The sequence below is a fragment of the Nocardiopsis sp. NPDC058789 genome, from assembly GCF_042745575.1.
GTDB lineage: Bacteria > Actinomycetota > Actinomycetes > Streptosporangiales > Streptosporangiaceae > Nocardiopsis > Nocardiopsis eucommiae.
In genome coordinates this window covers 99,739-124,497 of the sequence record NZ_JBHYOW010000009.1, presented here as the reverse complement: position 1 = coordinate 124,497, position 24,759 = coordinate 99,739, and the positions used below count along the sequence as shown (strand labels likewise).

General features: G+C 71.4%; 18 protein-coding genes. 9 read left to right on the top strand and 9 right to left on the bottom strand.

The window, feature by feature from the left end; all coding sequences use genetic code 11:
* Position 1: 1 nt before the first annotated feature.
* Positions 2-2,560, bottom strand: coding sequence for a nitrate- and nitrite sensing domain-containing protein (locus ACFW3L_RS15405; RefSeq protein WP_378740716.1), 2,559 nt, complete (start codon positions 2,558-2,560; stop codon positions 2-4).
* Positions 2,561-3,027: 467 nt separating this feature from the next.
* On the opposite strand from ACFW3L_RS15405, the gene ACFW3L_RS15400 reads away from it, so the two are divergent.
* Positions 3,028-4,107, top strand: a complete 1,080-nt coding sequence (locus ACFW3L_RS15400) for an antibiotic resistance protein VanZ (RefSeq protein ID WP_378740713.1) — start codon at positions 3,028-3,030, stop codon at positions 4,105-4,107.
* Positions 4,108-4,110: 3 nt separating this feature from the next.
* Here the strand turns inward: ACFW3L_RS15400 and ACFW3L_RS15395 are convergent, their stop codons facing one another.
* The 4 genes from ACFW3L_RS15395 to ACFW3L_RS15380 all read right to left on the bottom strand — a co-directional run bounded on the left by ACFW3L_RS15395 (position 4,111) and on the right by ACFW3L_RS15380 (position 8,640).
* Complete coding sequence (locus ACFW3L_RS15395) at positions 4,111-4,512, bottom strand: DUF3592 domain-containing protein (RefSeq protein ID WP_378740711.1); 402 nt, start codon at positions 4,510-4,512, stop codon at positions 4,111-4,113.
* A 37-nt stretch (positions 4,513-4,549) separates the two neighbouring features.
* Positions 4,550-5,179, bottom strand: coding sequence for a TetR/AcrR family transcriptional regulator (locus ACFW3L_RS15390; protein ID WP_378740709.1), 630 nt, complete (start codon positions 5,177-5,179; stop codon positions 4,550-4,552).
* Between the two features lie 550 nt (positions 5,180-5,729).
* Entirely contained in the window at positions 5,730-7,802 is a 2,073-nt protein-coding gene (locus tag ACFW3L_RS15385) for a YhgE/Pip family protein (protein ID WP_378741035.1), read from the bottom strand.
* Positions 7,803-7,845: 43 nt separating this feature from the next.
* Positions 7,846-8,640, bottom strand: a complete 795-nt coding sequence (locus tag ACFW3L_RS15380; protein WP_378740707.1) for an ATP-binding cassette domain-containing protein — start codon at positions 8,638-8,640, stop codon at positions 7,846-7,848.
* Between the two features lie 215 nt (positions 8,641-8,855).
* Here ACFW3L_RS15380 and ACFW3L_RS15375 point away from each other — a divergent pair, with 215 nt between their 5' ends.
* Together ACFW3L_RS15375 and ACFW3L_RS15370 are read left to right on the top strand one after the other, a co-directional pair.
* Positions 8,856-9,659 (top strand): M23 family metallopeptidase, encoded by an 804-nt coding sequence (locus ACFW3L_RS15375; protein WP_378740705.1) that lies wholly within the window; start codon positions 8,856-8,858, stop codon positions 9,657-9,659.
* 41 nt (positions 9,660-9,700) lie between these two features.
* Positions 9,701-10,480, top strand: a complete 780-nt coding sequence (locus tag ACFW3L_RS15370) for an endonuclease V (RefSeq protein WP_378740702.1) — start codon at positions 9,701-9,703, stop codon at positions 10,478-10,480.
* A 76-nt stretch (positions 10,481-10,556) separates the two neighbouring features.
* Here the strand turns inward: ACFW3L_RS15370 and ACFW3L_RS15365 are convergent, their stop codons facing one another.
* Complete coding sequence (locus ACFW3L_RS15365) at positions 10,557-11,996, bottom strand: GuaB1 family IMP dehydrogenase-related protein (protein ID WP_378741033.1); 1,440 nt, start codon at positions 11,994-11,996, stop codon at positions 10,557-10,559.
* A 244-nt stretch (positions 11,997-12,240) separates the two neighbouring features.
* Between ACFW3L_RS15365 and ACFW3L_RS15360 the strand changes: the two genes are divergently transcribed.
* Positions 12,241-13,167: a CDP-alcohol phosphatidyltransferase family protein gene (locus ACFW3L_RS15360; protein ID WP_378740699.1), complete on the top strand. Its 927-nt coding sequence runs from the start codon at positions 12,241-12,243 to the stop codon at positions 13,165-13,167.
* A gap of 96 nt (positions 13,168-13,263) precedes the next feature.
* On the opposite strand, the gene ACFW3L_RS15355 is transcribed toward ACFW3L_RS15360, so the two are convergent.
* Positions 13,264-14,421 carry an acyltransferase family protein gene (locus tag ACFW3L_RS15355; RefSeq protein WP_378740697.1) on the bottom strand — a complete coding sequence of 386 codons (1,158 nt, stop codon included), beginning with the start codon at positions 14,419-14,421 and terminating at the stop codon, positions 13,264-13,266.
* A gap of 464 nt (positions 14,422-14,885) precedes the next feature.
* Here ACFW3L_RS15355 and ACFW3L_RS15350 point away from each other — a divergent pair, with 464 nt between their 5' ends.
* The gene (locus ACFW3L_RS15350; protein ID WP_378740695.1) at positions 14,886-16,754 is read left to right on the top strand and encodes an amidohydrolase; all 1,869 of its coding nucleotides are present in this window, start codon (positions 14,886-14,888) and stop codon (positions 16,752-16,754) included.
* Between the two features lie 84 nt (positions 16,755-16,838).
* Positions 16,839-17,564, top strand: coding sequence for a M48 family metallopeptidase (locus ACFW3L_RS15345; protein WP_378741031.1), 726 nt, complete (start codon positions 16,839-16,841; stop codon positions 17,562-17,564).
* A 428-nt stretch (positions 17,565-17,992) separates the two neighbouring features.
* Here the strand turns inward: ACFW3L_RS15345 and ACFW3L_RS15340 are convergent, their stop codons facing one another.
* Complete coding sequence (locus ACFW3L_RS15340) at positions 17,993-20,086, bottom strand: elongation factor G-like protein EF-G2 (RefSeq protein WP_378740692.1); 2,094 nt, start codon at positions 20,084-20,086, stop codon at positions 17,993-17,995.
* Between the two features lie 176 nt (positions 20,087-20,262).
* Here ACFW3L_RS15340 and ACFW3L_RS15335 point away from each other — a divergent pair, with 176 nt between their 5' ends.
* The 3 genes from ACFW3L_RS15335 to ACFW3L_RS15325 are packed head-to-tail and all read left to right on the top strand — an operon-like array spanning position 20,263 to position 23,724.
* Positions 20,263-21,573, top strand: coding sequence for a CPBP family intramembrane glutamic endopeptidase (locus ACFW3L_RS15335; RefSeq protein ID WP_378740690.1), 1,311 nt, complete (start codon positions 20,263-20,265; stop codon positions 21,571-21,573).
* A gap of 17 nt (positions 21,574-21,590) precedes the next feature.
* A complete protein-coding gene (locus ACFW3L_RS15330) occupies positions 21,591-22,388 on the top strand; it encodes an alpha/beta hydrolase (protein ID WP_378740688.1) in 798 nt (265 codons plus the stop codon).
* Positions 22,389-22,437: 49 nt separating this feature from the next.
* A complete protein-coding gene (locus ACFW3L_RS15325; RefSeq protein ID WP_378740686.1) occupies positions 22,438-23,724 on the top strand; it encodes an MFS transporter in 1,287 nt (428 codons plus the stop codon).
* On the opposite strand, the gene ACFW3L_RS15320 is transcribed toward ACFW3L_RS15325, so the two are convergent.
* Positions 23,711-24,682, bottom strand: coding sequence for a coiled-coil domain-containing protein (locus tag ACFW3L_RS15320; RefSeq protein ID WP_378740684.1), 972 nt, complete (start codon positions 24,680-24,682; stop codon positions 23,711-23,713). The genes ACFW3L_RS15325 and ACFW3L_RS15320 overlap by 14 nt on opposite strands.
* Positions 24,683-24,759 lie beyond the last annotated feature (77 nt).

Sequence of the window (24,759 nt, the reverse complement as noted above, 5' to 3'; positions counted from 1 at the left end):
GTTACGCGTCCTTGTCGGTGTCGTTGGTGTTCTGCTTGCTCTCGCGTCGTCCACGGTCGGTTCCCTGCTGGAACGCGGACATGTTGCGACGCAGGCGCGCCAGCCGTTCGGTGCCTTCCCGGGGGGACTCGGCGGAGGCGGACCGGCCGAAGGTTCCGGACTCGGCGGCGTCCGTCGCCAGCTGCGGCGCCAGGTTCTCCTGGGGGCGCCGCTTGGGCAGCGCGGGACGGCCGCCGCCGGCCTCGACGGTCTCGGGCTCCTCTGTGGGCTCGGGGGTCTCGGGAGCGGTGGGCTCCTTCGCGGGGGACGCCTTGGCGGCGTCCGGAACCGCGCTGATCCGGGTCTGGCGGGTGGGCAGGACGGGACGGGACTCGTCCTCCGTGACCGGTGCGCTGAGCAGGTCGCTCTCCGAGGACTCGGGGACGTCGGAGGACGCCTCCGGCTCCCGCGTGTCCGGGGACGTGGAGACCGAGGTCAGCACGGGCTTGCCGGGCCGCGCGGACCGGCTCGCCTCCAGGGCGACCTCCGGCGTGCGGTCGACGATCTCGCGCACCTCCCAGATGTCGCCGGGCTCCTCCGCAGCGGGAAGCGGCGTGCGGTCACCGGAGATCAGGTCCTGTGGGAGCAGCACGATCGCCTGGACGCCACCGTAGGGCGACGGGCGCAGGTGCACCTTGATCCCGTGGCGGTGCGCCAGGTGCGAGACCACGAAGAGGCCGAGGCGCATCTTCTGGTTGAGTCGCATGACGTCGAACTCGGGCGGGTCGGCCAGCAGGGCGTTGGTCGAGGTGAACTCGGCCTCCGTCATGCCCAGACCTCGGTCCTCGATCTCGATCGTCACACCGTTGGGAACGTCGTCACTGCTGAGGCGCACCTGGGTGTGCGGAGGCGAGAACATGGCCGCGTTGTCCACCAGCTCCGCGACCAGGTGGATGACGTCCGCGACGGCGGGGCCGTTGAGGTTCACCCGGGCGATGCGCTCACGCTTGACCCGCGTGTAGTCGCCGGACTCGGAGATGGCACCGCGCAGGACGTCGATCAGCGGCATCGGCCGGTGCCAGGTACGGCCCGGGGCCTCGCCGCCGAGGATCAGCAGGTTCTCGGCGTTGCGGCGGGAACGGGTGGCCAGGTGGTCCAGCTTGAACAGCTGGGCGAGCTGGTCCGGGTCCTCCTGCTCGCGCTCCATCTTGTCCAGGAGACGGAGCTGGCGGTGCACCAGCGTCTGGCTGCGGTGGGCGATGTTGAGGAAGACGCGGTTGACGCCGTGGCGCAGCTCCGTCTGCTGGACGGCCTCCTCGACGGCGGCCCGCTGGGCGGAGTTGAACGCCTTGGCCACGTCACCGATCTCGTCCTCCTCGGTCCGCAGCTCGGGCAGGGAGGTCGCGGCGTCCACCCGCTCGCCCCGGTGCAGGCGGTCCATGATCTCGGGCAGCTTGTGCTCGGCCAGGTCCTGGGACTCCTCGCGCAGGGTGAGCAGACGCGAGGTGAGGTTCTGGGAGGACCGGCGGGCCAGGGTGAAGGCGATGAGGAGGACGGCCGCGACGCCGAGGCTGCCGCTGACGGCGAGGATCACGGCGCCGTGCGCGTCGTCGCGGGTCACCTCGGCGGCGTACAGCGACTCCTGCGCGCCCAGGTCGGTGAGCTCGGTGAGGACGTGCTCGTACGCCGCGTCCCACTCGGCCTGGGAGACCGGCATGGAGAGGTCGTCGACCGTCTCCGGGAGCAGGGTGACGGGGTCGGTGACCGTGGTGCTCTCCACCTGCCGGTCCGTGATCCGGTCGGAGAGCTCGGTGAGGGTGGCGTACTCGGGGCTCTCCCGGACCGCCTCGTACCGCTCCAGGAGGCCGTCGCCCTCGAGATAGGGGGCGTTGGCGTCCAGGAGCGCCTCGAAGGCACCCATCATCCTGGTGAACTCGCGCTGGTCCTCGACGGTGAGCTCACCGGTGGCGAAGGCGCGGGCGAGCTGGGCGTCGGCCCGGGCGCCCATGTCCACGGTGCGGAAGAGGTAGATGGCAGTGAAACCGGGGCTGACCGCGTTCCCCTCGTTGCCCTCACGGCCCTGGCTGTCGAAGCTGTCGGCTCCGTGCAGGATGAGCTCGTTGTAGAAGTCCAGGACGTCGGCGCGGGTGGCGTCACCCTCGTCGACCGACGTACGGACGCCGCCGATCTCCTGGAACATGTCGTACAGCATCTCGATGTGCATGCCGCCCTCGCCGGGTGCGAGGTCCGCGAAGCCCATGAGGTCGTCCAGGACGACGCCCAGGGACTCGTCGGTGGCCTGGCGGCTCTGCTCCAGCCGCTGCGCCAGCTCGGCGTCGTCGGGGTCCTCGATGTAGGCGATGGTGGCGGAGCGCTCGGACATGGCGGAGACGAGGCCGACGGCGGCGGGGGTGACGAGGTCGTCGGTGGCCTTCGACCGGATCAGCTGGTAGACGGCGTCGCCGCCGAGGACGATGGTGAGGATCAACCACAGTGCGAACAGCGCGGTGGTGGGGATCATGACCATGGCGCGAATACGGGCGGCGATGGTCCGCCCACGTTTCTTCGGTACTGCCTGCACGGTTCTCCTGTCGATCCGCGTCAAAGTCTTCTCAGGCACTGTCGGAGCCGAGCGGTCGCCTGGCCGCTTCCTGCGGGCCGGCGCGCGCGGACCTCCCGACGTGTGGTCCGCGCTCGTCCCTCCAGGGGGTCGGGGCTCGCCGGAGAGTCACCACATGCGGGGGTTTTCGGCGTTGGGGATCGTATCTCGCCCGAGAAACGGCGGATTATCCGGGTGGTGCAGGCAGTCTGCCATGAAGTAGTGAATTGTTCACACAAGGCCAGGTATGACGTCTGCGAACCACCACGTGGGGAGCCGCGCGCCCGCCGTGGGACCAACGTCACAGGGGGTTTCGGCGGTGACGGGGAGGCGTGAGCCCGGGCCCGGAGAGGGACACCCGCCGAGTGATCTCACGGTTCCCTCCCCACACACGCGCGGCCCGTACTAGCCTGGCGCACCGGGTCACGAGCAAGGGGAACGCACACGCCATGGGCCAACCGTTCGGCGGAGGTCAGGCCGCCATCGATGTGGCGGTCGCCGCCATACCGCTGTTGATGGTCACCGCATCCGCCCTCTACCTGCGTGGACAGCACCAGAGGTACGGGCGCCTGGTGGGCTGGCCCGGACGACTCACCCTCGCCGCCCTCCTCGCCGGGCTGGGTCTGGCCGCCTACGCCGTCTGGCCCCTGCCCGCCTCCGCCGACGGACTGTGCGCCGTCGAACCCGCGCCCGCGCCGTCCCTGACCGTGCGCGACGCCGCCCTGGTCCTGGGCGTCTTCCTCCCGGTCGGCCTGCTGGCCCGCTCCCGGTTCCGCCGGGGGGTGCTCACCACCGTCGCCCTCGGCGCCGCGCTGGCCCTCGCCGTGGTGGTGGTCCGCGCCACCGGGGTGCTCGGCCTGTACCCCTGCGCCTACGACGCGGTCGCGTTCGAGGCCGCGGGGGTCGGCGTCGCCGGGACCCTCCTGGGCTGGCTGCTCGCCCGCTGGGTGCCGACGGTGTGGCCGTACGGGCCGCACCGCTCCTGGCCCTCCGCCGTCCCCGACCGGGTCGCACCCGACCTCGGTCGGCGGATGCTCGGAACCCTCGTCGACCTGGGGCTGTGGTGGTTCGGCTCGGCCACGGTCGTCGCCCTGGCCGCCGCCTACGGGACGTTCGGTCCCGGCACGCGGGAGCAGCTCCTCACCGCGACCCTCCTGGGCCTGGCCGCTCTCCTCGGCCTGGTCCTGCCCCTGCTCCGCCGCGACCGGTGCACCCCGGGCGCGGCCGCGGTCCGGCTGGCCCTCACCGAGTGGCACCGACCCCGCCCGGCTTCACGGCTGCGGGTCCTGGCCCGCACCGGGCTGCTGTACACGCCGGTCACCGTGCTGGTCGCCCTCGGCCTGCCCTGGTTCTCCCTCGCGGTCCTCGCGCTGCACGCCAGCACCGCCGTGGTCCGCCCGGACGGCGCGGGCCTGGCCGACCTCGTCTGCCGCGTGCGGGTCCGCACCCGGTCCAGCCTCAACGGCGACCTGCCGCGACGCCTCGTCCGCTACGCCCCACCACGGGAGGACGCCCCCGTCCCGGTGTGAGGACTACTGCTCCCACCAGTGCAGATAGCCCAGGAAGCCGCCGGTGAGCACCAGCACCAGACCGAGCCCCCCGAACATCGCGCGCACCCAGTGGCTCAACCACGGCGCCGAGACGATCCGGGCCCGCTCGGGGACGTCCGGGTCGTAGGACACGGTCACGATCTCCCCGGCACGGGAGGCCATCCACCCGGTGTTCTCGTGCTCGGCGTGGACCTCCCTGCCGTCCTCGGTCTGGAACTGCACGATCATCCGGGAGGCCACCGACGTCTCGTGGTAGCCGATCACCCTCCCCTTGGCACGCACGCCGTTGCGCACCAGCAGCAGCTCGGTACGGGTGTCGCGGGTGACCATCCACAACAGGACGGCACCGACGATCACGGGCAGCAGAGGATACAGATCGGCCATGGCTGGGGGATTCCTCTCCGGAGTTCTTCTTCGGGTGTCAGCGCGGGGAGGCGGGGGAGCCGATGAGTCCGTCGGCCAGATGCGCCAGGGTGGTGTGGATCTCCTCGACGGGACGCTCCGGCTGGAGCGTACGCCAGTCGAGGGCCACCGTCACCACCATGCCGAACAGCGCCGACCCCGCGAGGGGCGTGTCCAGGTCCGGTCGGGCCAGGCCGCGTTCCACCATGGCGTCCAGCTGCTCGGTGATGACCCCGATCGCCTCGGTGCGGATCTGCCGGACGGTCGCGTACCAGGCCCGGTTCGTACGCCAGGCCTCCGCCATCAGCAGCCGAGCCATCGCCTCGTGGGTGCTGATGAAGACCACGCCCGCACGCAGCACCGTGGCCAGCGCCTCCCGGGGTTCGAGCTGCTCAACCGGGTCGGGGACCGAGCTCCGGAGGGTCTCGGCCAGCCGGGTGACGCCCCACTCCATCAGGGCCGCGTACAGCTCGTCCTTGCCCCCGAAGTTGTAGTAGACGGTGCCCTTCGCGACACCGGCCCGCTCCGCGATCTCGTCCACCGTGGTGGCCCCGTACCCCTGCTCGGAGATCAGCGTGACCGCCGCCTCGAACAGCTTCTGCCGGGTCGCCTCACGGCGCCCGCCGCGGGGCCTGTCTGCGGTGTTCATCGGATTCCTATCTATTGGGGCCTCCGCCTCGCTTCGGCCGGTGTTCGGTTGTACTTGCTTGGGGCCTCCGCTTCGCTTCGGCCCGTGTTCGGGCGCCCAAGGAGCCAGGGATTCGGGTTGAGGCAAGCACAGCATCCTCGTCTGTGCCTGGCTCGTTCCTCGCTGGCGGCTTGACTCGTCTTGCAGAACCCTGGCGGCGCCCGAACGGGGCACCCCCTTGTGGTGGGGGTGTGTGGGTGGGGCTCTTGGTTGTGGTTGGGGTTCAGACGTGTTTGCTTGGGGCCTCCGCTTCGCTTCGGCCCGTGTTCGGGCGCCCAAGGAGCCAGGGATTCTTCATCCTCGTCTACGCCTGGCTCGTTCCTCGCTGGCGGCTTGACTCGTCTTGCAGAACCCTGGCGGCGCCCGAACGAGCACCCCCCCTGTGGTGGAGGTGTGCGGGCGGGACTCATGGCTGTGGCTGGCGGCCCGGCTCCTCCCGAGCCCCCGGCGCCCGAACAAGCACCCCCTTGTGGTCAAGCTTCGCAGGTGGCCACTTGGTCGGGCCCGGGCGTCAGATCTTCAGGGCGGGATAGAGCGTGGACATCGTCCACACCCGCTTGCTGTCGACCGCCCTCCAGGTGAGCAGGAGGGGAACCACCAGCCACAGGCCCATCACACCGAACGCCTGGGCGACCAGCATCATGTCGCCGCCGCCGATCAGGTGCCGCATGGCGGTCACCCCCCAGTGCAGGGGCAGGTACGGGCCGATCGCCTGGAAGAACGTCGGGCTCGTCTCGATCGGGTAGGTGCCGCCCGCCGACGTCAGCTGGAGGACCAGCAGCGCGAGGGCCACCACCCGGCCCGCCGCGTTGAACCTCACGTTCAGGTACTGGACCGTCGTGGTGAAGGCGGCCGAGGTGAGCGCCAGGAAGGCGAGCATCAGCGCCCAGTTCTGCGACTGCAACCCCAGCCCCAGGTGCAGGACGGTCATCATGACCGCCACCTGCGCCCAGCCGAGCAGCAGCGGCACGACGCGACCGGACAGCGCCACCCGCCAGGACGGTGCCGAGGAGGCCAGGGCCCGCGTGGACAGCGCGGGCAGCACCATGAACACCACCATGGCGCCCACCCACAGGGACAGGGGCACGAAGAACGGCGCGAACCCGGTGCCGTAGTTGGGTGCCTCGTTGTCCACCTCGCTGTCCAGCCGGACCGGCTCGCTCATCATGTCGGCGGCGCTGACCCGGCCGTCGTCGGAGTAGGTGGGGATCTCGCCCGCGCCGTCGGACAGCCCCTCCGCGAGCTCGTCCGTGCCCGAGGCCAGGTCGCCCAGCCCCTCGTGGAGGTCTCCGGCGCCGCCGCTGAGCTCGCCCAGTCCGCTGTCCAGCTCGCCGGCTCCCGAGGAGGCCTCGGAGAGGCCGTCGCGGAGCGTACGGGACCCCTCGGCCAGGGCCTCCAGACCCTCGGCGAGCTCGTCGGCCCTGGCCCGCGCGTCCTTGGCGTCCTCGACCATGGTGGGCAGGTCCTCGGAGAGGGTCGCGGCCTTCTCACTGAGCGCGGCGGCCTCGGCGGCGGTCGCGTTGATGTCCTCGCGGTTGTCGTTGACGTAACCGGCCACCGACAGGGCGGTGTCCATGGCCCCCTGGAGGTCGGTCAGCAGCGCGTGCAGGTCGGGCTGCTCCTGCTCCAGCTCCGGGTGGTCCCGGAGGTAGGTGGACAGACGTCCGTCGACCTCGTTCAGGGCGGTGACGTCGATCTCCTGAGGCAGGTCCTCCAGGGCCTCGGACACTCCGGCGGAGACCTTGGCGGCCTCACCCGCGCGCTTCTGGATGTCGGGGATGTCCTCCTCAAGCTGCGGCAGCCACTCGTCGGCCAGGTCGTCGAGCTTGTCGACCTGGTCGGAGACCTGTGTGGACGCGGAGTTCGCACCGGAGGCGAGGGACTTGGAGCCCTCGTGGAGTTCCCCGATGCCGCCGCTGAGAGTGCCCGCGCCCTCGTGGGCGCCGTCGATGCCCTCGGAGAGCTCGCCGGACCCGCTCTCGGCGTCCCCGGCTCCGGTGGCGATCTGCCCGGCGCCGTCGGCCGCCTCCTCGGTCTTGCCGTGGATCTCGTTGAAGCCCAGGAAGATCTGGTCGAGGTAGTCGCTGATGGCCGAGGAGGCCGCGGCCGAGCGGATCTCGTTGAAGGCGCTGCCCGCGAGCTGGCGTACGACGTAGCTGTTGGAGTCGTTGTAGTTGGCGATCAACAGCGCGGGGACCGGGTCCTCGCGGTCCCGGGAGGGCGAGGTGAGGGCCTCGCTGAAGTAGGTGGGGATGGTCAGGGTGACGTAGTACGTGCCGTCGTCCAGGCCCTGGGCGGCGTCGTCGGCGTCGACCAGGCGCCAGTCGAGGTCGCCCCGGTCGAGGAGGGTGTCCGCGAGTTCGTCACCCGCGTTGACCTCCTCGTCATCGACCTCGGCGCCCACGTCCTCGTTCACCAGGGCGACCGGGAGGTTCTCCATCCGGTCGAAGGGGTCCCAGAACGACCACAGGTACATGCCGGAGTACAGCAGGGGGATGAGCATGAGCGCGGCGAGCGCGGCGGTCGGGAGCGGCGACCGCAGGAAGGACCGCATGGTGAGCAGCCCCAGCCGGGGGACGGACATGAACCGGTAGACCGGCGCGTCCCCGGCGCTTCCCCTCCTTCTGTCACGCGAGCCCACGGTGTCCGCCTCCCTTCCGGGCGGGCCCGTCCTCGGGCGGCGGTTCCGTCTCGTCTCCCTCGTGGAGCAGTTCGTCGATCCCGATCACTTCCTCGGCCGGTTCCCCTCCGGTGTTCGTGTCGCCCTGCCTGATCCGGAGGGGGCCCTGGGTGTCGGGCCCGGCCACGGAGTCGAACTCCTGGGCGTCGGCGCAGGTCGCGATGACGGTCAGTCCCTCGTCGGTGAGGTTCCGCAGGGTCCGCCACATGTCGGCCTGGTGTTCGCGGCTGAGCCCGCCGTCCACGTTGTCCACCACGAGCAGACGCGGTTCGTAGACCAGCGCGAGGGCGACGCCGAGACGGCGCCGCTCCAGCATGGAGAGTTCCTTGATCATGGTCCGGCGGTCCAGGTCGGCCAGGTCCGCCGCCTCCATCGCCTGGTCGGTCACGGACCGCGCGGCGGGGCGCATACGCAGCAGGCGGGCCTCGGAGAGGTGCTCGCTCACCCGCAGACGGTCGTCGAGGGCGTTGACGTCGTCCATCAGCCCGAGCGAGCTGATCCGGCGTACCCTCCGTGCCTGCTTGGGCAGCGCGTACCCGTCGACGTGCAGGCTGCCCCCGGTGGGCCGCATCCGGCCGGACAGGGTGAGCAGCAGTGCGCTGCGCCCGCCTCCGGAATCGGCCTGGAAGACGGTGAGCGTTCCCGGCCGGGCGGTGAGGTCGACCCCCGTGTAGACGGGGCCCTCTCGGGTGGTGAGTGACACGCCCTCGGCGTGCACTCGAGCTCCGGTGGCCCGACGCATTCTTGCGACCTCCCTATTTTTGAACTGACCAGTCAGTGCAAATTCACGGCTCCACGGTACTGCTCCGGGGCGGTGCTCCCGAGGGTTCGGGTCTGTGGCCTCCGGCACAACGCGACGCTCCACGGGGTGTCCGGAATTGGACGGTTCTTTTCCTGGGGGCGGAGTGGGGTACGTTGATACGTAATTACGTAGGAATATCGAACCAGGGAGACCAGATGCGCGGCGTCCTCACGAACCTCGGCGGGCCCCTGCTGGTGGTGTACTTCGCCTACGTCGCCGCGGCCGTCGCCCTCGACCTTCCGAAGGACCCGCTGCTGCCGTTGCTCCTGCTGGCGGGGGTGTTCCTGGTCGGTCCGCGCCTGTGGACCCGCAAGCTCTCCGACCAGGACAGGGAGGCCGCGACCGTCACGGTGGCTCCACCGGTCGCGGGCGCGTGGGTGGGGCTCAACAGCCCGGCGGACAAGGTGCCCAGCCACGGCACCCACCAGTACGGGCAGACCTACGCGATCGACGTCTATGTGGACGAGGGCCGCCCTCCGGGCCGCAGCTACTGGTGGCCCCTCTCCCGCCGACCCGACGACGGGTACCCCGCCTTCGACCGACCGCTCCTGGCCGTCGCCGACGCCACCGTCGTGCGTGTGCGCGACGGCCAGCGCGACCACCGCAGCCGCGACACCTGGCCGGGCCTGCTCTACCTCCTCGCCGAGAGCGTCGTCCGCGGCCTCGGCGGCGCCCGCCGCGTGGTCGGCAACCACGTCGTCCTGGACCTGGGCGACGGCGTGTACGCCGCGTACGCCCACCTGCGCAAGGGATCGGCCGAGGTCCGCGAGGGCGACCGGGTCACCGCCGGGCAGCGGATCGGCCGGTGCGGCAACTCCGGCAACTCCAGCGAACCCCACCTGCACTTCCAGCTGATGGACCACCCCGACTTCAGCCGGGCCATGGGTCTTCCCTTCCGGTGGGAGGGGGTCGGTGTCCCCGCGGCCGGGCAGACCTTCACCGCCCTAGACTGCGCCTGAGAGCCCGGACGGGGAGCGGACGAGGGAACCGAGGAACACACGTGAGCGACGTCGCGCGGCGGGCCGCCCAGGCGCTGGACGACCCGGAGAACTGGCCGAGAGACCCCAAGGAGGCGGTGGCCCGACAGCGCCTGCTGGCCGACCGGGTCCGCACCGAGCCCCTCGACCCGGACTCCGTGCGCTACGTGGCCGGTCTCGACGTCAGTTACGGCGTCGGAGACAAGGAGCTGGCGGCGGCCGCCGTGGTCCTGGACGCCCGCACCCTGGAGGTCGTGGACACCTCCCTGGTCGCGGACACCCCGTCCTTCCCCTACATCTCCGGACTGTTCGCGTTCCGGGAGCTGCCCCCGGTCCTCCGCGCCATCGAGGGGCTGTCCGTCACCCCGGACGTGTTCGTGTGCGACGGCTTCGGCCTGGCGCACCCTCGGCGCTTCGGGATCGCCAGCCACCTGGGCGTCCTCATCGACGCGCCGGTGGTCGGCTCCGCCAAGTCCGTGCTCTACGGCCGCAACTCCCCGCCCGGGGAGGAGCGCGGCTCGTGGACCCCCATGGTCGCCGGGCGCTCCGAGGTGGTCGAGGACACCGAGACCCTCGCGGCCGAGGGGGCGGAGGTCATCGGCCGGGTGCTGCGCACCCGCGCCCGTACCAAGCCCGTCTACGTCTCCGTGGGCCACCGCGTGGACCTCGCGGGCTCCGCCGAGCTCGTCCTGCGGGTGTCTCCCAGGTACCGGGTCCCCGAACCCATCCGGCACGCGGACCGGCTCTGCGGTCAGTACCGCAAGGAACACGAGGCCAGGCTCAGGGACGACGGCTCCGCCTAGACACGCCCTAGCCAGGCACACGGAAGGGGAGGGGCCGAGGACCCCTCCCCTTCACCGTGTTCCGACCGGTCGGCGTTTACCAGCCGTTCTCCACGGGGCGGCCCTCGTTGTACCCGGCGGCGCTCTGCACGCCGACCACGGCGCGCTCGTGGAACTCCGCCAGCGAGGTGGCGCCCGCGTAGGTCATGGAGCTGCGCACACCGGCGATGATCTGGTCGATCAGGTCCTCGACGCCGGGACGCTCGGCGTCCAGGTACATCCGGCCGGTCGAGATGCCCTCCTCGAACAGCGCCTTGCGGGCCCGCTCGAACGGGGAGTCCTCCGACGTGCGCAGGCGCACCGCGCGCGCCGAGGCCATCCCGAAGCTCTCCTTGTACTGGCGGCCCTGGGCGTCACGCATGACGTCGCCGGGCGACTCGTAGGTCCCGGCGAACCAGGACCCCACCATCACGTTGGAGGCACCGGCCGCCAGAGCCAGGGCGACGTCGCGCGGGTGGCGGACACCGCCGTCCGCCCACACGTGCCTGCCCAGCTCGCGGGCGGCGGCCGCGCACTCCAGCACGGCGGAGAACTGCGGACGGCCCACGGCGGTCATCATCCGGGTGGTGCACATCGCGCCCGGGCCCACACCGACCTTGACGATGTCGGCCCCGGCCTCGATGAGGTCCCGGGTGCCCTGCGCGGTCACGATGTTGCCCGCGACGATCGGCACGTCCGGCGACAGCGCGCGGACCTTGCGGATCGCGGAGATCATCTTCTCCTGGTGGCCGTGCGCGGTGTCGATCACCAGGGTGTCCACCCCGGCCTCCAGCAGCTCCGCGGCCTTGCCGGCCACGTCGCCGTTGATGCCGACGGCGGCGGCGATACGCAGCCGGTTCCGGTCGTCCACGGCGGGCCGGTACAGGGTCGAGCGCAGCGCGCCGGTGCGGCTGAGGACCCCCACCAGGGCACCGTTCCCGTCGACGACCGGGGCCAGCCGGTGCCGGTTCTCGTGCAGTATCCCGAACGCCGCCTGCGCGTCGGTGCCCTCGGGGATGGTCAGCAGCTCGGCGGACATCACGTCGTGCAGCTGGGCGAACCGGTCGGTGCCCGCGCAGTCCGCCTCGGTGACCACGCCGACGGGACGGCGTGCGTCGTCGACCACGATGACGGCGTTGTGCGCCCGCTTCGGCAGCAGGTTGAGCGCCTCACCGACGGTGCTGGTCGGGTTCAGGGTGATGGCGGTGTCGTAGACCAGGTCGCGTTGCTTGGTCCAGGCGATGACGTCGGAGACCACCTCGAAGGGAATGTCCTGCGGGATGACGGCGATGCCGCCCCGCCGGGCGACCGTCTCGGCCATCCTGCGGCCCGCCACGGCGGTCATGTTCGCGACGACCAGAGGCACGGTGGTGCCGGTGCCGTCCGGGGACGAGAGGTCGACGCTGAGCCGGGAGCCCACGGCGGAGCGGCCCGGAACCATGAAGACGTCGCTGTAGGTCAGGTCCTGGCTGGGAACCTGGTCGTTGAGAAAACGCAATGCCTCTACCTCGGTCAAGACCGAAGGGGGTGGACCACTCCGCCCGGCTGCGCGCGGGCGGCACCCTGTTGATCCCCCTCTTACCTGTCAAGTATGCCGTCACCGATTAGGTTGGGGGTACCCCCGTCTGGCATGATGACTCGATTCCCGCCTCAACCCGGCCCTCGCCCCTGCCCACAAACGGTGCCGATTCCCCCGCACCGTAGGCGTTCGCGGGTCACAGGGCCCTCCAGGAGAACCCCGCATGTCGCGTTTCACGCTCGCGCAAGTCAAGGACGAGACCTACAAGGTGAAGGACGCCTGGTGGACCGTCTTCCTGGTTGATCCGCTCGCGGGTCGGATGGTGGTGTGGACGGCGAACCGGACCAACATCACACCGAACCAGATCACGCTGGGCGCGGGCGTGCTGGGCCTGCTGTCCGCGATCTGTTTCGCGGCCCCCGTCTGGGCCGGTGACCTGGGCTGGGCCTGGCTGCTGGCGGGTGCCCTGCTGTTCCACCTGAGCTTCGTTCTGGACTGCATGGACGGCAAGATCGCCCGGCTGAAGGGCACCGGTTCGGTGTTCGGGAGCTGGGTCGACTTCGTCTTCGACCGTATCCGCTTCTTCGGCTGTGTGATGGCTCTGCTGATCGGCCAGTGGCTGGTCACGGGCCAGGCCGCCTACCTGATCGTCGCCCCCGTGGTGGTCTTCTTCGACCTGTTGCGCTACCTCAACGGTTCGCAGGTCGCCAAGACCCGCAAGACCATGAAGCAGGCGCTCGCCGTGGCGTCGGGGGACACCGAGCGGCTGCGTGACGAGGCCACCCACCCCGACGTGTCCGACCCCGAGGACGACGAGGCCCCGGACGCCCCGGCCAACGCGGACGCCCCGGCTCCCCGTGGCCTCTACCCCCGTGTGCGCAACGCCCTCCTGAGGCACCGGGTGCGCCCGCACCTGTTCAGCGGCATCGAGTTCGAGATGTTCCTGTGCGTGGTGGCGCCCGCGACCGTCGTGGTCGCCTTCTTCACCCCGCTGAACAGCCTGATCATCCCGGTGGCGGTCTTCTCCGTCCTGGCGCTGGCCTTCTTCGAGGTGGTCCTGGTGGGCCGCCTCTGGAAGGAGTCGCGCCGCTTCGAGGCGCGTCGCCGGGAACTGGCCGCCGCGACCCCGGCGAGCGTGGGCGGCAGCTGAGCCCGACCCGGCCGGAGCCGGGTGCCCCGGCGAGGGAGGGGGCGTTCCGCGCGGTGCGGAACGCCCCCTCCTCACGTCGCCGGACGCCTGGCCGGGCTACACGGAGCTCCGCTCCGCCTCGGCCGTGCGCTTCCTGGCCTCGGCCTCCTTGTGGGCCAGTCCCTTGTCGTCCTGGCGCAGGAACCACGTGGGCTGCGGTTCGACGGCCCACCGCATGCAGCCGCGCACCCACGGAGTGCACAGCAGGAGGGTGACCCCCATGCCCAGGGACAGGGTGGTGGCCAGGGCCACCGGGCCGGACATCAGGTCGTACCAGGGGCTGGCCTTGAGCAGGATCAGGAAGACCGAGTGGCCCAGGTACACGTAGAGCGTGTAGGCGCCCAGTGACGTGTACCAGGTCCGCCGCTTCGGGGTCAGCGCCAGGACCGCCACGGTCATGACCAGGGCGATGCCCATGAAGGCCAACCGGATGCCGATGCTCGGCATCAGCGGGTCGATGGCGCGGTCGGTGAGGCTCTCCTTCCAGAAGAGCCAGTCCCTGCTCAGGCGATCCGAGACCGGCACCGCCAGGAGGGCGGTGAAGCCCAGCACCAGCACGGAGCCGATCCTCACCCAGAGCCGGTCCAGGTGGGCGAAGTGTTCGCGGCGCAGGCTCAGGCCCAGCACGAAGAAGGGCAGGAAGCTGAGGACCCGGCCGATCGAGAGGGTGCTGCCCAGGTCCGCCGTGGTGGCGAACAGGGAGATCACCACCGCGATCGCGACGGGCCAGCGCAGCCGCTGCCAGACCGGCACGGTGAGGCGCCACAGGAACAGGGCCACGAGGAACCACAGGGTCCAGGTCGGCTTCAGCACGGACAGGGTGTCCGGGAGGCCGCCGCGTTCGACCGTGTAGATGGTCTGGTGGATGGTCCAGAAGATGAGGTAGGGGACGGCCAGCGTCAGGACCAGCTTCTCCACCCGCATCGACGAGGAGTCGAAGGAACGGGAGAGATAGCCGCTGATCATGATGAACGCGGGCATGTGGAAGAAGTAGATCCAGTAGTAGAGGGCACTGGCGGGCCCGTAGTCGGAGATCGGCTCGATCGCGTGGCCGACGACGACCAGCGCGATGAGGATGAACTTGGCGTTGTCGAGTCGGGCGTCACGGCCCGGCGGTCGCGCTGCCGCCGAGGCCCTTGCTTCGGAGGACGGGCCGGTCGCGCCGTGCCCGTTCTCCGTGGACTGGGGTGCCGGACTGGTCGTGGATGAGGCCACTAGGGACTCCGAGATCACTGATTTCTGGGGCTTGTACGTCGGTCCCGCGACCCTCAGCGCGGGATGTGGTCGACCGTCGGTCGGGGGCCAGGGGCCGATGGTGTGGTGCCGCGTGGCGCGCGAGGGGGGCACCGGCGAATCCGTTTGCGCGAACGTAGTTCCGTTACCCTACTGAGACATACTGCGGTATGCCAGTAGTTCGCACAAATCAGGCAAAGTCCCCAGGGGTGTACCGGGATCCGAGGAACGGGGATCCACGAGGGCACGCCCGCCCGTGGACACGGGTGTGGGATGGCTTACCGTGTGCAGACCCTAACCCATGGGCACCACCACGGGGCGCCAAGGCGCACGGCGGCACCAACGTGTCGGTGTGAACGGGCGACGGACACGCCGATAGGCTGCCCCCAGGCGGCGGAACCCCCTGTCAACCTGTCATAGCCCGCCAGACGAGAACGAAGAAGGCGGTGGAAACCGTGCCGCACGCGGTGGACCCCAACCGTGCAGCCCAGCACGGAAGCGTGGTCATGCGACTCCTCGACGAGCTCTTCCCGCTCGTGGAGGGCGTCTACGTCGACCTGCACAAGAACCCGGAGCTCTCCCACTCCGAACAGCGCACCGCCAGCGTCGTCGCGGAATGGCTGAACCGCACCGGCTACGAGGTCCACCGGGGCGTCGGCGGCACCGGTGTGGTCGGCATCCTCCGCAACGGGCCCGGCCCCACGGTGATGCTCCGCGCGGACATGGACGCCCTCCCCCTGGAGGAGAAGACCGGTCTGCCCTACGCGAGCACGGCCAAGGCCCACGGCCCCGACGGCGTCGAGGTCCCCGTCATGCACGCCTGTGGCCACGACGCGCACACCGCCTGCCTGATCGGCGTCGCCGACCTGCTCTCCGAGACCCGCGAGGAGTGGGCCGGGACCATCATGATCGTGGCGCAGCCGGGCGAGGAGACCCTCGACGGCGCCCAGGGGATGATCGACGACGGACTCTTCGACCGCTTCGGCCGCCCGGACGTCATCCTCGGCCAGCACCTGGGGCCGCAGCCCGCCGGGCTCATCTCCCACCGGGCCGGGATCATCCTCGGCGCGGCCAGCGCCTACCGGGTGCGGGTCTTCGGTGAGGGCGGCCACGCCTCCCAGCCGCACACCACCGTGGACCCGGTCCTCATCGCCGCCAACATCGTCACCCGTCTCCAGGGCGTGGTCTCCCGCGAGATCAGCCCCAGCGAGATGGCGGTGCTCACCGTCGGCAGGATCCAGGCGGGCACCAAGGCCAACATCATCCCCGACGAGGCCTACCTGGAGATCAGCACCCGGGCGCTCAACGAGAACGTCTCGGACCAGCTGGAACGGGCCATCGAACGCGTCGTGCGCGCCGAGGCGGCCGCCTCGGGGGCCAGCCGCGAGCCCGAGGTCGAGCGCTTCCAGAGCAGCGGGGTCACCCACAACGACCCGGCCAGCACCGCCGACGTCGCCGCCGCCCACCACGCCTACTTCGGCGGCGACTACGTGATCCACCTGCCCGACCCCTCCCCGGCGACCGAGGACTTCTGCCGCTTCGGTCTGCCCGAGGACCCGCAGCCCATCCCGTACGTGTTCTGGTTCGTCGGGGCCACACCGCACGACGTGTGGGACAACGCCCCCGGCGACACGCCCTACGAGAAGATGGGCAACGTCCCGAGCAACCACTCGCCGTACTTCTCACCCGACCGCGAACCCACCCTGCGGGCCGGGCTCGCCGCGCTCACCATCGCCGCCCTGTCCTACGTGGGCAGCGACAACCCCAACCCGGCCGCCATGGCACCGCCGCCCGGGGCCGCCCCCATGGGCTCGGCCTTCCCGGGTCCGGCGCCCGCCGAGGCGGCGGACGCCCGAGGCAACACCGACCCCGGCGGTCACCCGGGGGAGGCCCAGTCCCGTACCGAGGCGCCCGCTCCGGTCCACGACCCCTCCGACCCGCTGACCGGACCACGCCCGGCGGAGCCCAGCTTCTCGGACGAGGCCAACGACGCCTACGACAGCGCCTTCCTGGCCGCCTCCTCCGCCTGGCCGGAGGAACCCGGCAAGGCCACCCACGACACCGACATGCAGTCGATGATGGGCCGCCAGGACCAGGAACTCCGCGACGAGTGGCACAGCGAGAAGGCCGAGGAGTCGACCCTGTCCGCCGACATGGCCGCGATCATGGACGAGGACGGGGCCCCCGCGCCGCCGCCGTCGGGACCGCCCGCCGGTCCCGCCTTCGGGGGACCGCCGCCGATGGGCAGCGCCCACTCCGCGCCTCCGCCCCCCGGCTCGGACGACGACCTCCCCGACGCCCAGTACCGGCTCTGACCGCACGTGGGGGCCATCCGCTGGCGATGGGGTGACCCCCGCGTCCGCCGCTCCCTGCGCCACCACCGGGAGACCCCCCTCCTGGTGGGCTGCGTCGCCGTCACCCTGCTCGCCGTCGGGGGAGCCGTCAGCCGCGCGCTCTCCGGTGACCCCAACGAACCACTGCTGCTCCTGAGCATCCCCCTGCTGGTCTTCTTCGTCCGGGGGCAGCTCTACGCGCGGCAGCGGGTCAACGGCGTGCGCATCACCGAGGCGCAGTTCCCGGACGCGTACCGGATGGTCGCGGACGCCGCCCGGTCCTTCGGCATGAGCCAGGTACCCGAGGCGTACATCGTGCTGGGCAACGGCACCATCAACGCGTTCGCCTCCGGGCACGGTTTCCGCCGGTACGTGGCCGTCCACAGCGACCTTTTCGAGGTGGGTGGCCGACTGGGCGACCCCGACGCGCTGCGGTTCGTCATCGGCCACGAGGTGGGCCACATCGCCGCCGGACACACCTCGTTCTGGCGCCAGTTCGCGGTCTCGATCGCCCAGGTCATCCCCGGCGTGGGCAGCACCCTGGGCCGTGCCCAGGAGTACACGGCCGACAACCACGCCTACGAGTTCTGTCCCGAGGGCGTGCAGGGCATCCGCGTGCTGGCGGCGGGCAAGTACCTGTACCCGGCCGTGGACTTCGACGACATCGCCGCGCGCGCCCACACCGACACGGGCTTCTTCGTGATGCTGGTCAACCTCCTGTCCAGCCACCCGGTGAACACGTTCCGTTTCGCCGCCCTGGCCGACCGCTCCACGCCGGGGAGGGTGTTGTAGGGGGAGGGGGGACAGGGGCAGGGGGAGGGGTGCAGGGGAGGCGTAGCAGGGGGCAGGGTGCGAGGTCAGGACTCGTGCCCGTGGTTGGGGTTCAGACGTGTTTGCTTGGGGCCTCCGCTTCGCTTCGGCCCGTGTTCGGGCGCCCAAGAAGCCAGCTGTTCTTCATCCTCGTCTACGCCTGGCTCGTTCCTCGCTGGCGGCTTGACTCGTCTTGCAGAACCCTGGCGGCGCCCGAACGGGCACCCCACTGTGGTGGGGGTGTGTGGGTGGGATTCATGCCTGTGGTGGAGGAGTGCGGGCGGGACTCACGCCTGTGGCGGAGGCTGTTGGCCCGGCTCCTCCTGAACCCCGGGTCTGCGGCGCCTCGAACGGGGGCACCCCTGCGGCGGAAGCACGTCGGGCTTCGGGTTGGTTGGCGGTGGCGTGGCCTACTGGTGGCCGGAGGCGGCCAGACGGTGGCTGACCTGGGCGGGCAGGGGCTCGTGGCGCAGGTAGTCCAGGGTGAACACCCCGGTGCCGTGCGCGACCGAACGCAGCTCCACGGCGTAGCGCAGGATCTCCAGCTCGGGGACCTCCGCCCGGACCACCACCCGGCCGCCGGGGGCGGTCTCGGTGCCCACCACGCGTCCGCGCCGGGCGGCGAGGTCGCTCAGGACCGCGCCCAGGTGGGCGTCGTCGACCTCGACCGTCACCGTGTCCACCGGCTCCAGGACCGACAGCTCCGAGGAGGCGGCCGCGTCCCTCAGGGCGAGCCTCCCGGCCTTCTGGAAGGCCATGTCGGAGGAGTCCACCGAGTGCGCCCTGCCGTCGTACAGGGTGACGCGCAGGTCCACCAGAGGGTGCCCGTCGGCCACGCCCTCGGCCATCTGGGCGCGGACGCCCTTCTCCACCGAGGACACGTACTGGCGGGGGACCACGCCGCCCGTGATCCGGTCCACGAACTCCAGACCGGCTCCGGACTCCAGCGGCTCGACCCGGATCCGGCACACCCCGTACTCGCCGTGCCCGCCGCTCTGCTTGACGTTGCGGCCCTCGCCCTGGCAGGGGACGGTGAAGGTCTCCCGCAGCGGGACCAGCACGTCCTCGGTCTCCACACGCACCCCGTAGCGGTGTTCGAGCCGGTCCAGGGAGGCGTCCAGGTGGGCCTCGCCCAGGCTCCACAGGACCATCTGGTGCGTCTCCTCGTTCACCCGCACCCGAAGGGACGGGTCCTCGGCCAGGAGCCGGGCCACCGCCTGGGACAGCTTGTCCTCGTCACCTGCGGAGGCGGCGCGGATCGCCACCGGCAGCGTGGGGTCCGGGAAGCGCCACGGCGACACCCGGAGCGGCCGCTCGGGCGCGGAGAGCGTGTCGCCGGTCCGGGCCTCGGGAAGCTTCGCCACCAGACACAGGTCTCCGGCGATCACCTCGCCCACCGGACGGACCCCGGAGCCCAGCGGGACGGAGAGGGCCCCCGTGCGTTCGTCGTTCCCGTGCAGGTGCACGTCGGTGTCGGGCCGCAGCGTCCCGGAGAACACCCGGACCAGGCTGACCCGGCCCACGTACGGGTCGGTGGACGTGCTCAGCACCTGCGCGACCAGCGGTCCGTCCGGGTCACAGGTCAACCCCTCCACCGGTCGGCCGTCGGGGCGGGTCACCGGCGGGAACGGCCGCCGGGTCGGGTCCGGGCAGGAGAGCGGGAGCTCGCGCAGGAGCTCGGAGACCCCCACGCCGTGGGTGGTGCTGAGCGCCAGCACGGGATGGAAGCCGCCCGCCGCCACGGCTTCCTTGAGGTCGTTGATGAGCAGGTCCGGATCGAGCTCGCCGCCCTCCATGTAGCGCTCCATCAGGGACTCGTCCTCGCTCTCGGTGATGACCTCCTCGATGAGCGTCTCCCGCAGCGGGCCCGCCTGTTCGCGCAGCCAGTCGGGGGCGGAGACCGGACCCTCCCCGCCCGAGTAGTCGTGGTAGCGCTCCGAGACCAGCCCCCAGAGCCCCACCAGGGTGCGGTGGTCCCCCGAACCCCGCGTGGCGGGCACGTACGCGGGGTGCACTCCTGGGCCGAAGGCCTCCTGGCAGCGCGCGACGACGGCGTCGAAGTCGGCGCGCGGATGGTCGATCCTGGTGACGGCCACGGCTCGCGGCATCCCCACGGCCGCGCACTCCTCCCACAGCATGCGGGTGCGTCCGTCCACGCCGTCCAGGGCCGAGATCACGAAGAGGGCGGCGTCGGCGCCGCGCAGTCCGGCGCGCATCGCCCCGACGAAGTCGGCGTAGCCGGGGGTGTCCAACAGGTTGACCTTGACGTCGCCCACCATGATCGGGTTGACGGTCAGGTGCACCGACCTCCTCTGGCGGACCTCGGCCTCGTCGCGGTCGCTGACGGTCGTCCCCTCCTCCACGCTGCCGGGGCGCCTGATCTCCCCGGCGGCGAGGAGTAGCGCCTCGACCAGGCTCGTCTTGCCGGCGCCGGTGGGCCCCACCAGCGCGACGTTGCGGATGTCCCGGGGCCCGTCGGCCCGGGGCACGGCTCGATCCACCATCCTCGTCCACCCCCACCTCGGGGTCGGGCGGCGCCCGGACCGGGCCACCGCCATGTGACCTGCGACACTACCCACGGTCGCTCTTCACGGCTCCGACCACAAGGGGTATGCCGGTCCCATCCGGGATGGGCGCTTCCGTGTCCCTATGACCCGGGTCGTTCTTCTAGGCTGTGCCCGTGCCATGGTCGGAGAGTCTTCCTCAATTCAGTCTCGCCGGGACCCTGCTGACGGTCCTGCTGCTGTTCTTCGCCGCGTTCGGCGAACCCCTGCTCGGACGGCGCGCGTTCGCGTGGCTGTCACGCCGTGAGAACGGTGACGAGCGCGCCCTCGGGCTGCTGTACGCCGTCACGATGGCGATCCACGTGCTGTGGGGCCTGCTGATCCTCGCGGTGCTCCTGTTGTCACCCGAACTGAACCTGGTCGATCTGGGGTTGCGCGTCCCGGACGCCTTCGGTCCGATCGTGGGCGCCGCGATCGGTGGCGCCGTCGCGCTGGCCGCCTTCTGGGTGCTGGTCAACGGCCTGCCCACCCGGGGGCGCAAGGGCCACCGGGGACGCCGGAGCGCGCCCAAGCCCATGACCCTGCCCGAACCCGGCCGTCGGCAGTACCTGCTGCTGCCGCGCACCGGTCGCGAGCGGGCGCTGGCGGCGGGGATGGCGGTCACCGGAGGTGTGTTCGGGGAACTGCTCTACCGGGGTCTGTTCATCACGCTCGTCGCCAGCATGGGCGCCCCGCTGTGGATCGCCGCGGTGCTGTCCGTCCTGCTCTTCTCGTTGGCTCACGCCTACCAGGGCTGGTGGGGCCTGCTCAGCGCGGGCTTCTCTGGCACCCTGTTCACCGTGCTGTACCTGGGCACGGGCAGCCTGGTCGTCCCGGTACTGGTGCACGTGGCGTTGAACCTGCGCTCGGTGGTCTTTCCCCCGGCCTCGGAGCGGGAGGCGGCGGAGGAGGCCCTGCGCCTCGACGACTACTACGACGACGAGTACGCGGACGACGGGTACGCGGATGACGGGTACGCGGACGACGAGTACGGACGCACGGGCGAGTTCGAGGCGGTCGGGGAGGAACCGGCATCCGTGGGGCACGGGGCCGTCGACGGCGCCCCGGGGAGCACGCCTCCCCACGGTTCCGCGCCGGTCGACCCGTACCCCCAGGGTCCTCCTCCCGGGCAGAGCCAGCAGGGTCCGCCGCCCGCGCGGTACCCCCAGGGTCCGCCGCCGGGGCAGTACCCTCAGGGTCCGCCGCCGGGGCAGTACCCTCAGGGTCCGCAGCCTGGGCAGTACCCGCAGGGTCCGCCGCCGGGGCAGCACCCGCAGAATCCGCAGCCTGGGCAGCACCCCCAGGGTCCGCCGCCGGGATATCCGGCACCGCAGCCGCACCGGCCCGCACCACCCCGGGGCTACCCCGGTGGCCCCTACCCCGGGCCCCATCCGGGCCAGGGGTACGGGGGCGACACACCGGGGCCGCACTCCCCGCGCCGAGACTGATCGTGCACGATGGAGTGGTGTCCGACGCCATTGACCACTCCATCGCCCAGCCCGGGGAGAACCGTTTCTGGCTGACCACCTCGGACGGAGTGGGGATCGACGCCGTGCTGCTGCGCGGCTCCCTGCCCCGCACCACCGTGGTGGTCCTCGCCAACGGCTTCACCGGTACCTACCGGAGCCCGCACACGCGCGCCATCGCCCAGGGGCTGCTGCCCGTCGGTGACGTGATGACCTTCGACTTCCGGGGCCACCACGGATCGGGTGGGCGCAGCACTGTGGGCAACGCCGAGATCCACGACCTCGAAGCGGTCGTCGAACGCCTCCGTGAGCTCGGGTACACCCACATCGCCACCCTGGGCTTCTCCATGGGCGCCGCGGTCGCCATCCGGCACGCCGCCATCTTCGGCGGGATCAGTGCCGTGGTGTCCGTGAGCGGCCCCAGCCGCTGGTACTACCGGGGCAGTCGCTCCATGCGCCTGCTCACCTTCGGAGTGGGCCGCAGCTTCGGCCGCGCCTTCCTGCGGCGCTTCCGCAAGGTCCGCGTCACCGACCAGCGCTGGAACCCCACCCCGGCCGAGCCGCGCGAGGTCGCCGGTGAGGTCTCCCCGGCGCCGCTGCTGGTCGTGCACGGCGACTCCGACAGCTACTTCCCCGTCTCCCACGCCACCGCCATCCACGACGCGGCGCGCCAGCCCAAGGACCTGTGGATCGTCCGAGGGATGGGGCACGCGGAGCGGGCGGTCGACCCCGAACTCGTGGTCCGCCTGCGCGACTGGCTGGGGGAGCGGCTGCCCGGGCCGGAGCAGGCGGAATAGGGCATCGAGCCGTGTCGACAGGCCGCCACGGCTCGGTTAGAAAGGGGGGATGATCCGATCTGGCTCCCCCGCTGCCGGGAGCGGTGCCCCGGTGCCCCACGACGACCTTCCCGGACTCCGGGGGCGCGGCTTCGCCCTCCTGATCATGGCCACCGGGATCAGTCTCTGCGGGTTCGCCGCCGTCCTGCCGCTCGTACCCCTGTGGGCCAGCCGGGGCGGCGCGGGCGAGTTCGGCGCGGGCGGCACCACCGCCGTCTTCATGCTCACCACGGTCCTCACACAGCTGGCCATGCCATGGCTCCTGGACCACGCGGGCGGCTACCGGTGGACCTTCCCGGTGGGTTCCCTCATCATGGGCCTGCCCATGCCGCTGTTCGCCCTCACCACCGACCTCGGACCTCTGGTGGCCATCTCGGCGGTGCGCGGGATCGGCTTCGGGATGGTGACCGTGGCCGGGACGGCGCTCGCCGCCCGCCTGGTGTCCGGGGACCAGGTCGGACGCGCCACCGGCTACTACGGGCTGGCCATCGGCCTGCCGCAGATCGTGATCCTGCCTGGAGGGGTGGCGCTGGCGCTCAGCCTCGGTTTCGACACCGCGTTCTGGCTCACGGGGGTCTGTGGCGTGGTGGCGGCGGTGCTCGCCTCCGGCATCTGGTTCGCGGACGGCGGCCGCAACCGGCCGGCGCTGCGCGGGGCCGGACACGACGGAGGCGGCACAGCCGACGCCTCGGGGGCTCCGCGCGGACTGCCGCTGGTGGTCGCCCTCGCCGCGCCGCTGGTGATCATGCTGGTGGTGTCCTCGGGTGCCAGCGGGGTGGTCACCTTCCTGGCGATCCCGTTGGAGCGGGCAGCCTGGCTGGTCGGTGCGCTGTTGGCCGCCTACGCGCTCGGTGTCGTGGCCGGGAGGTGGACCGCCGGGATCCTGTACGACCGCCACCGGCGCACCCTCCTGCTGCTGCCCGGAACCCTGACGGCGGCGGCGGGAGCGGGTCTGATCACCGCCGGACTGTGGGCCAACGGCGACGCGACGCCGGGCGCGGGCGTGGCCCTGTTGGTGCTCGGCGGGTCGGCGTTGTTCGGCCTGGGCTTCGGCGCGGTGCAGAACGAGACCGTCACGGTGATGCTGGGCCGCGCGGGTCCGGCCGGGTACGGCAGGGCCAGCGCGGCCTGGAACATCGGTTTCGACGCGGGTACCGGCGTCGGGGCGGTCGGCCTCGGCCTGCTCATCCAGCTCACGGGGTACGGCCCCGCCTTCGCGGTGGTGGCCGTGGCCCTGGTCGCGGTCCTGCCGCTCGCGCGGGCCCGGGCGCCGCGGCCCCGGATCAGTACGAGCTGATGTGCACGTGGTCGTAGTGGTTCTGGGTCAGGTCGCCACGGTCGTTCATCCAGGTCCACTGACGCGACGTCGACTGCCAGATCTGCTGTTCCCAGATGATGTACTTGATGCCCAGACGGTCGGCGTTGGCGATGCCGTAGTCGGAGATCTGCTGGCCGAGGGCCTGGTTCGCGGCTGAGGGCGCGGCGCCGTTGGCGCTCATCATGAAGTCGCAGGCGGTCCCGGTGCCGTGGTCGTCGTTGCTGGGACGCCAGCAGCCCACCGGGTAGGGCGCGCCGAACTGCATGATGATCTCGTCGCGGATGGCCGCCATCCGGGGCGTGGTCTGCTCCCAGCCGCCGCCGCGCGCGCTGTCGGGGATCGAGCCGTTGCCGGGGTTCTCCGGAGCCTCCGGGACCTGCTCCTCCTCGTACTCCTCGATGCGCTTGGTGACCTCCTCGCGCTGCTCCTCCAGCTCGTCGATCAGCTCGGAGGCCTCGGCCATCTCGTCCTGGAGCTCGCTGGTGAGGATGGCCTGTTCGTCGCGGAGCGTGATGAGCTCCGCGATCTGCTCGGCCTGGCTCTGCCCCAGGTAGTCGACGGTCGCGGCGTCCGCGAACATCTCCTCGGGCTGGCTGGAGAACACGATCTGGAGGGTCGGGTCGAAGCCGTCGCCCTTGTACTGGGCGGCGGCGATGGCCGACACCCCGCCGCGGGACTTCTCCAGGCGCTCGTCGAGCTCCTCCAGCTCGGCCTCGGCGGTCTCCACCCGGTCCTTGATCTCGGTGTACTGGAGCAGCTCGCCGTCGTAGGTCTCCTCCAGCTCCTCGGCCCGCTGGTTCAGCTCGTCGATGTCGACGTCGTCGTCGGGGTCGGCGTGGGCCGCACCGGGCAGGCCCATGAGGGCGAGCGCGGTCACGGCGGCGACGGACGCCGTGAACCGGCCGCGACGAGTGGCGTTACGAGGAGTGGATGTCATGTCTGCTCCGTGGATGATCCGAGAGCATCCGCTGCGCCGGGGGGACGGCCGGGCCGTCACGGGAGGGGAGGTGCTCA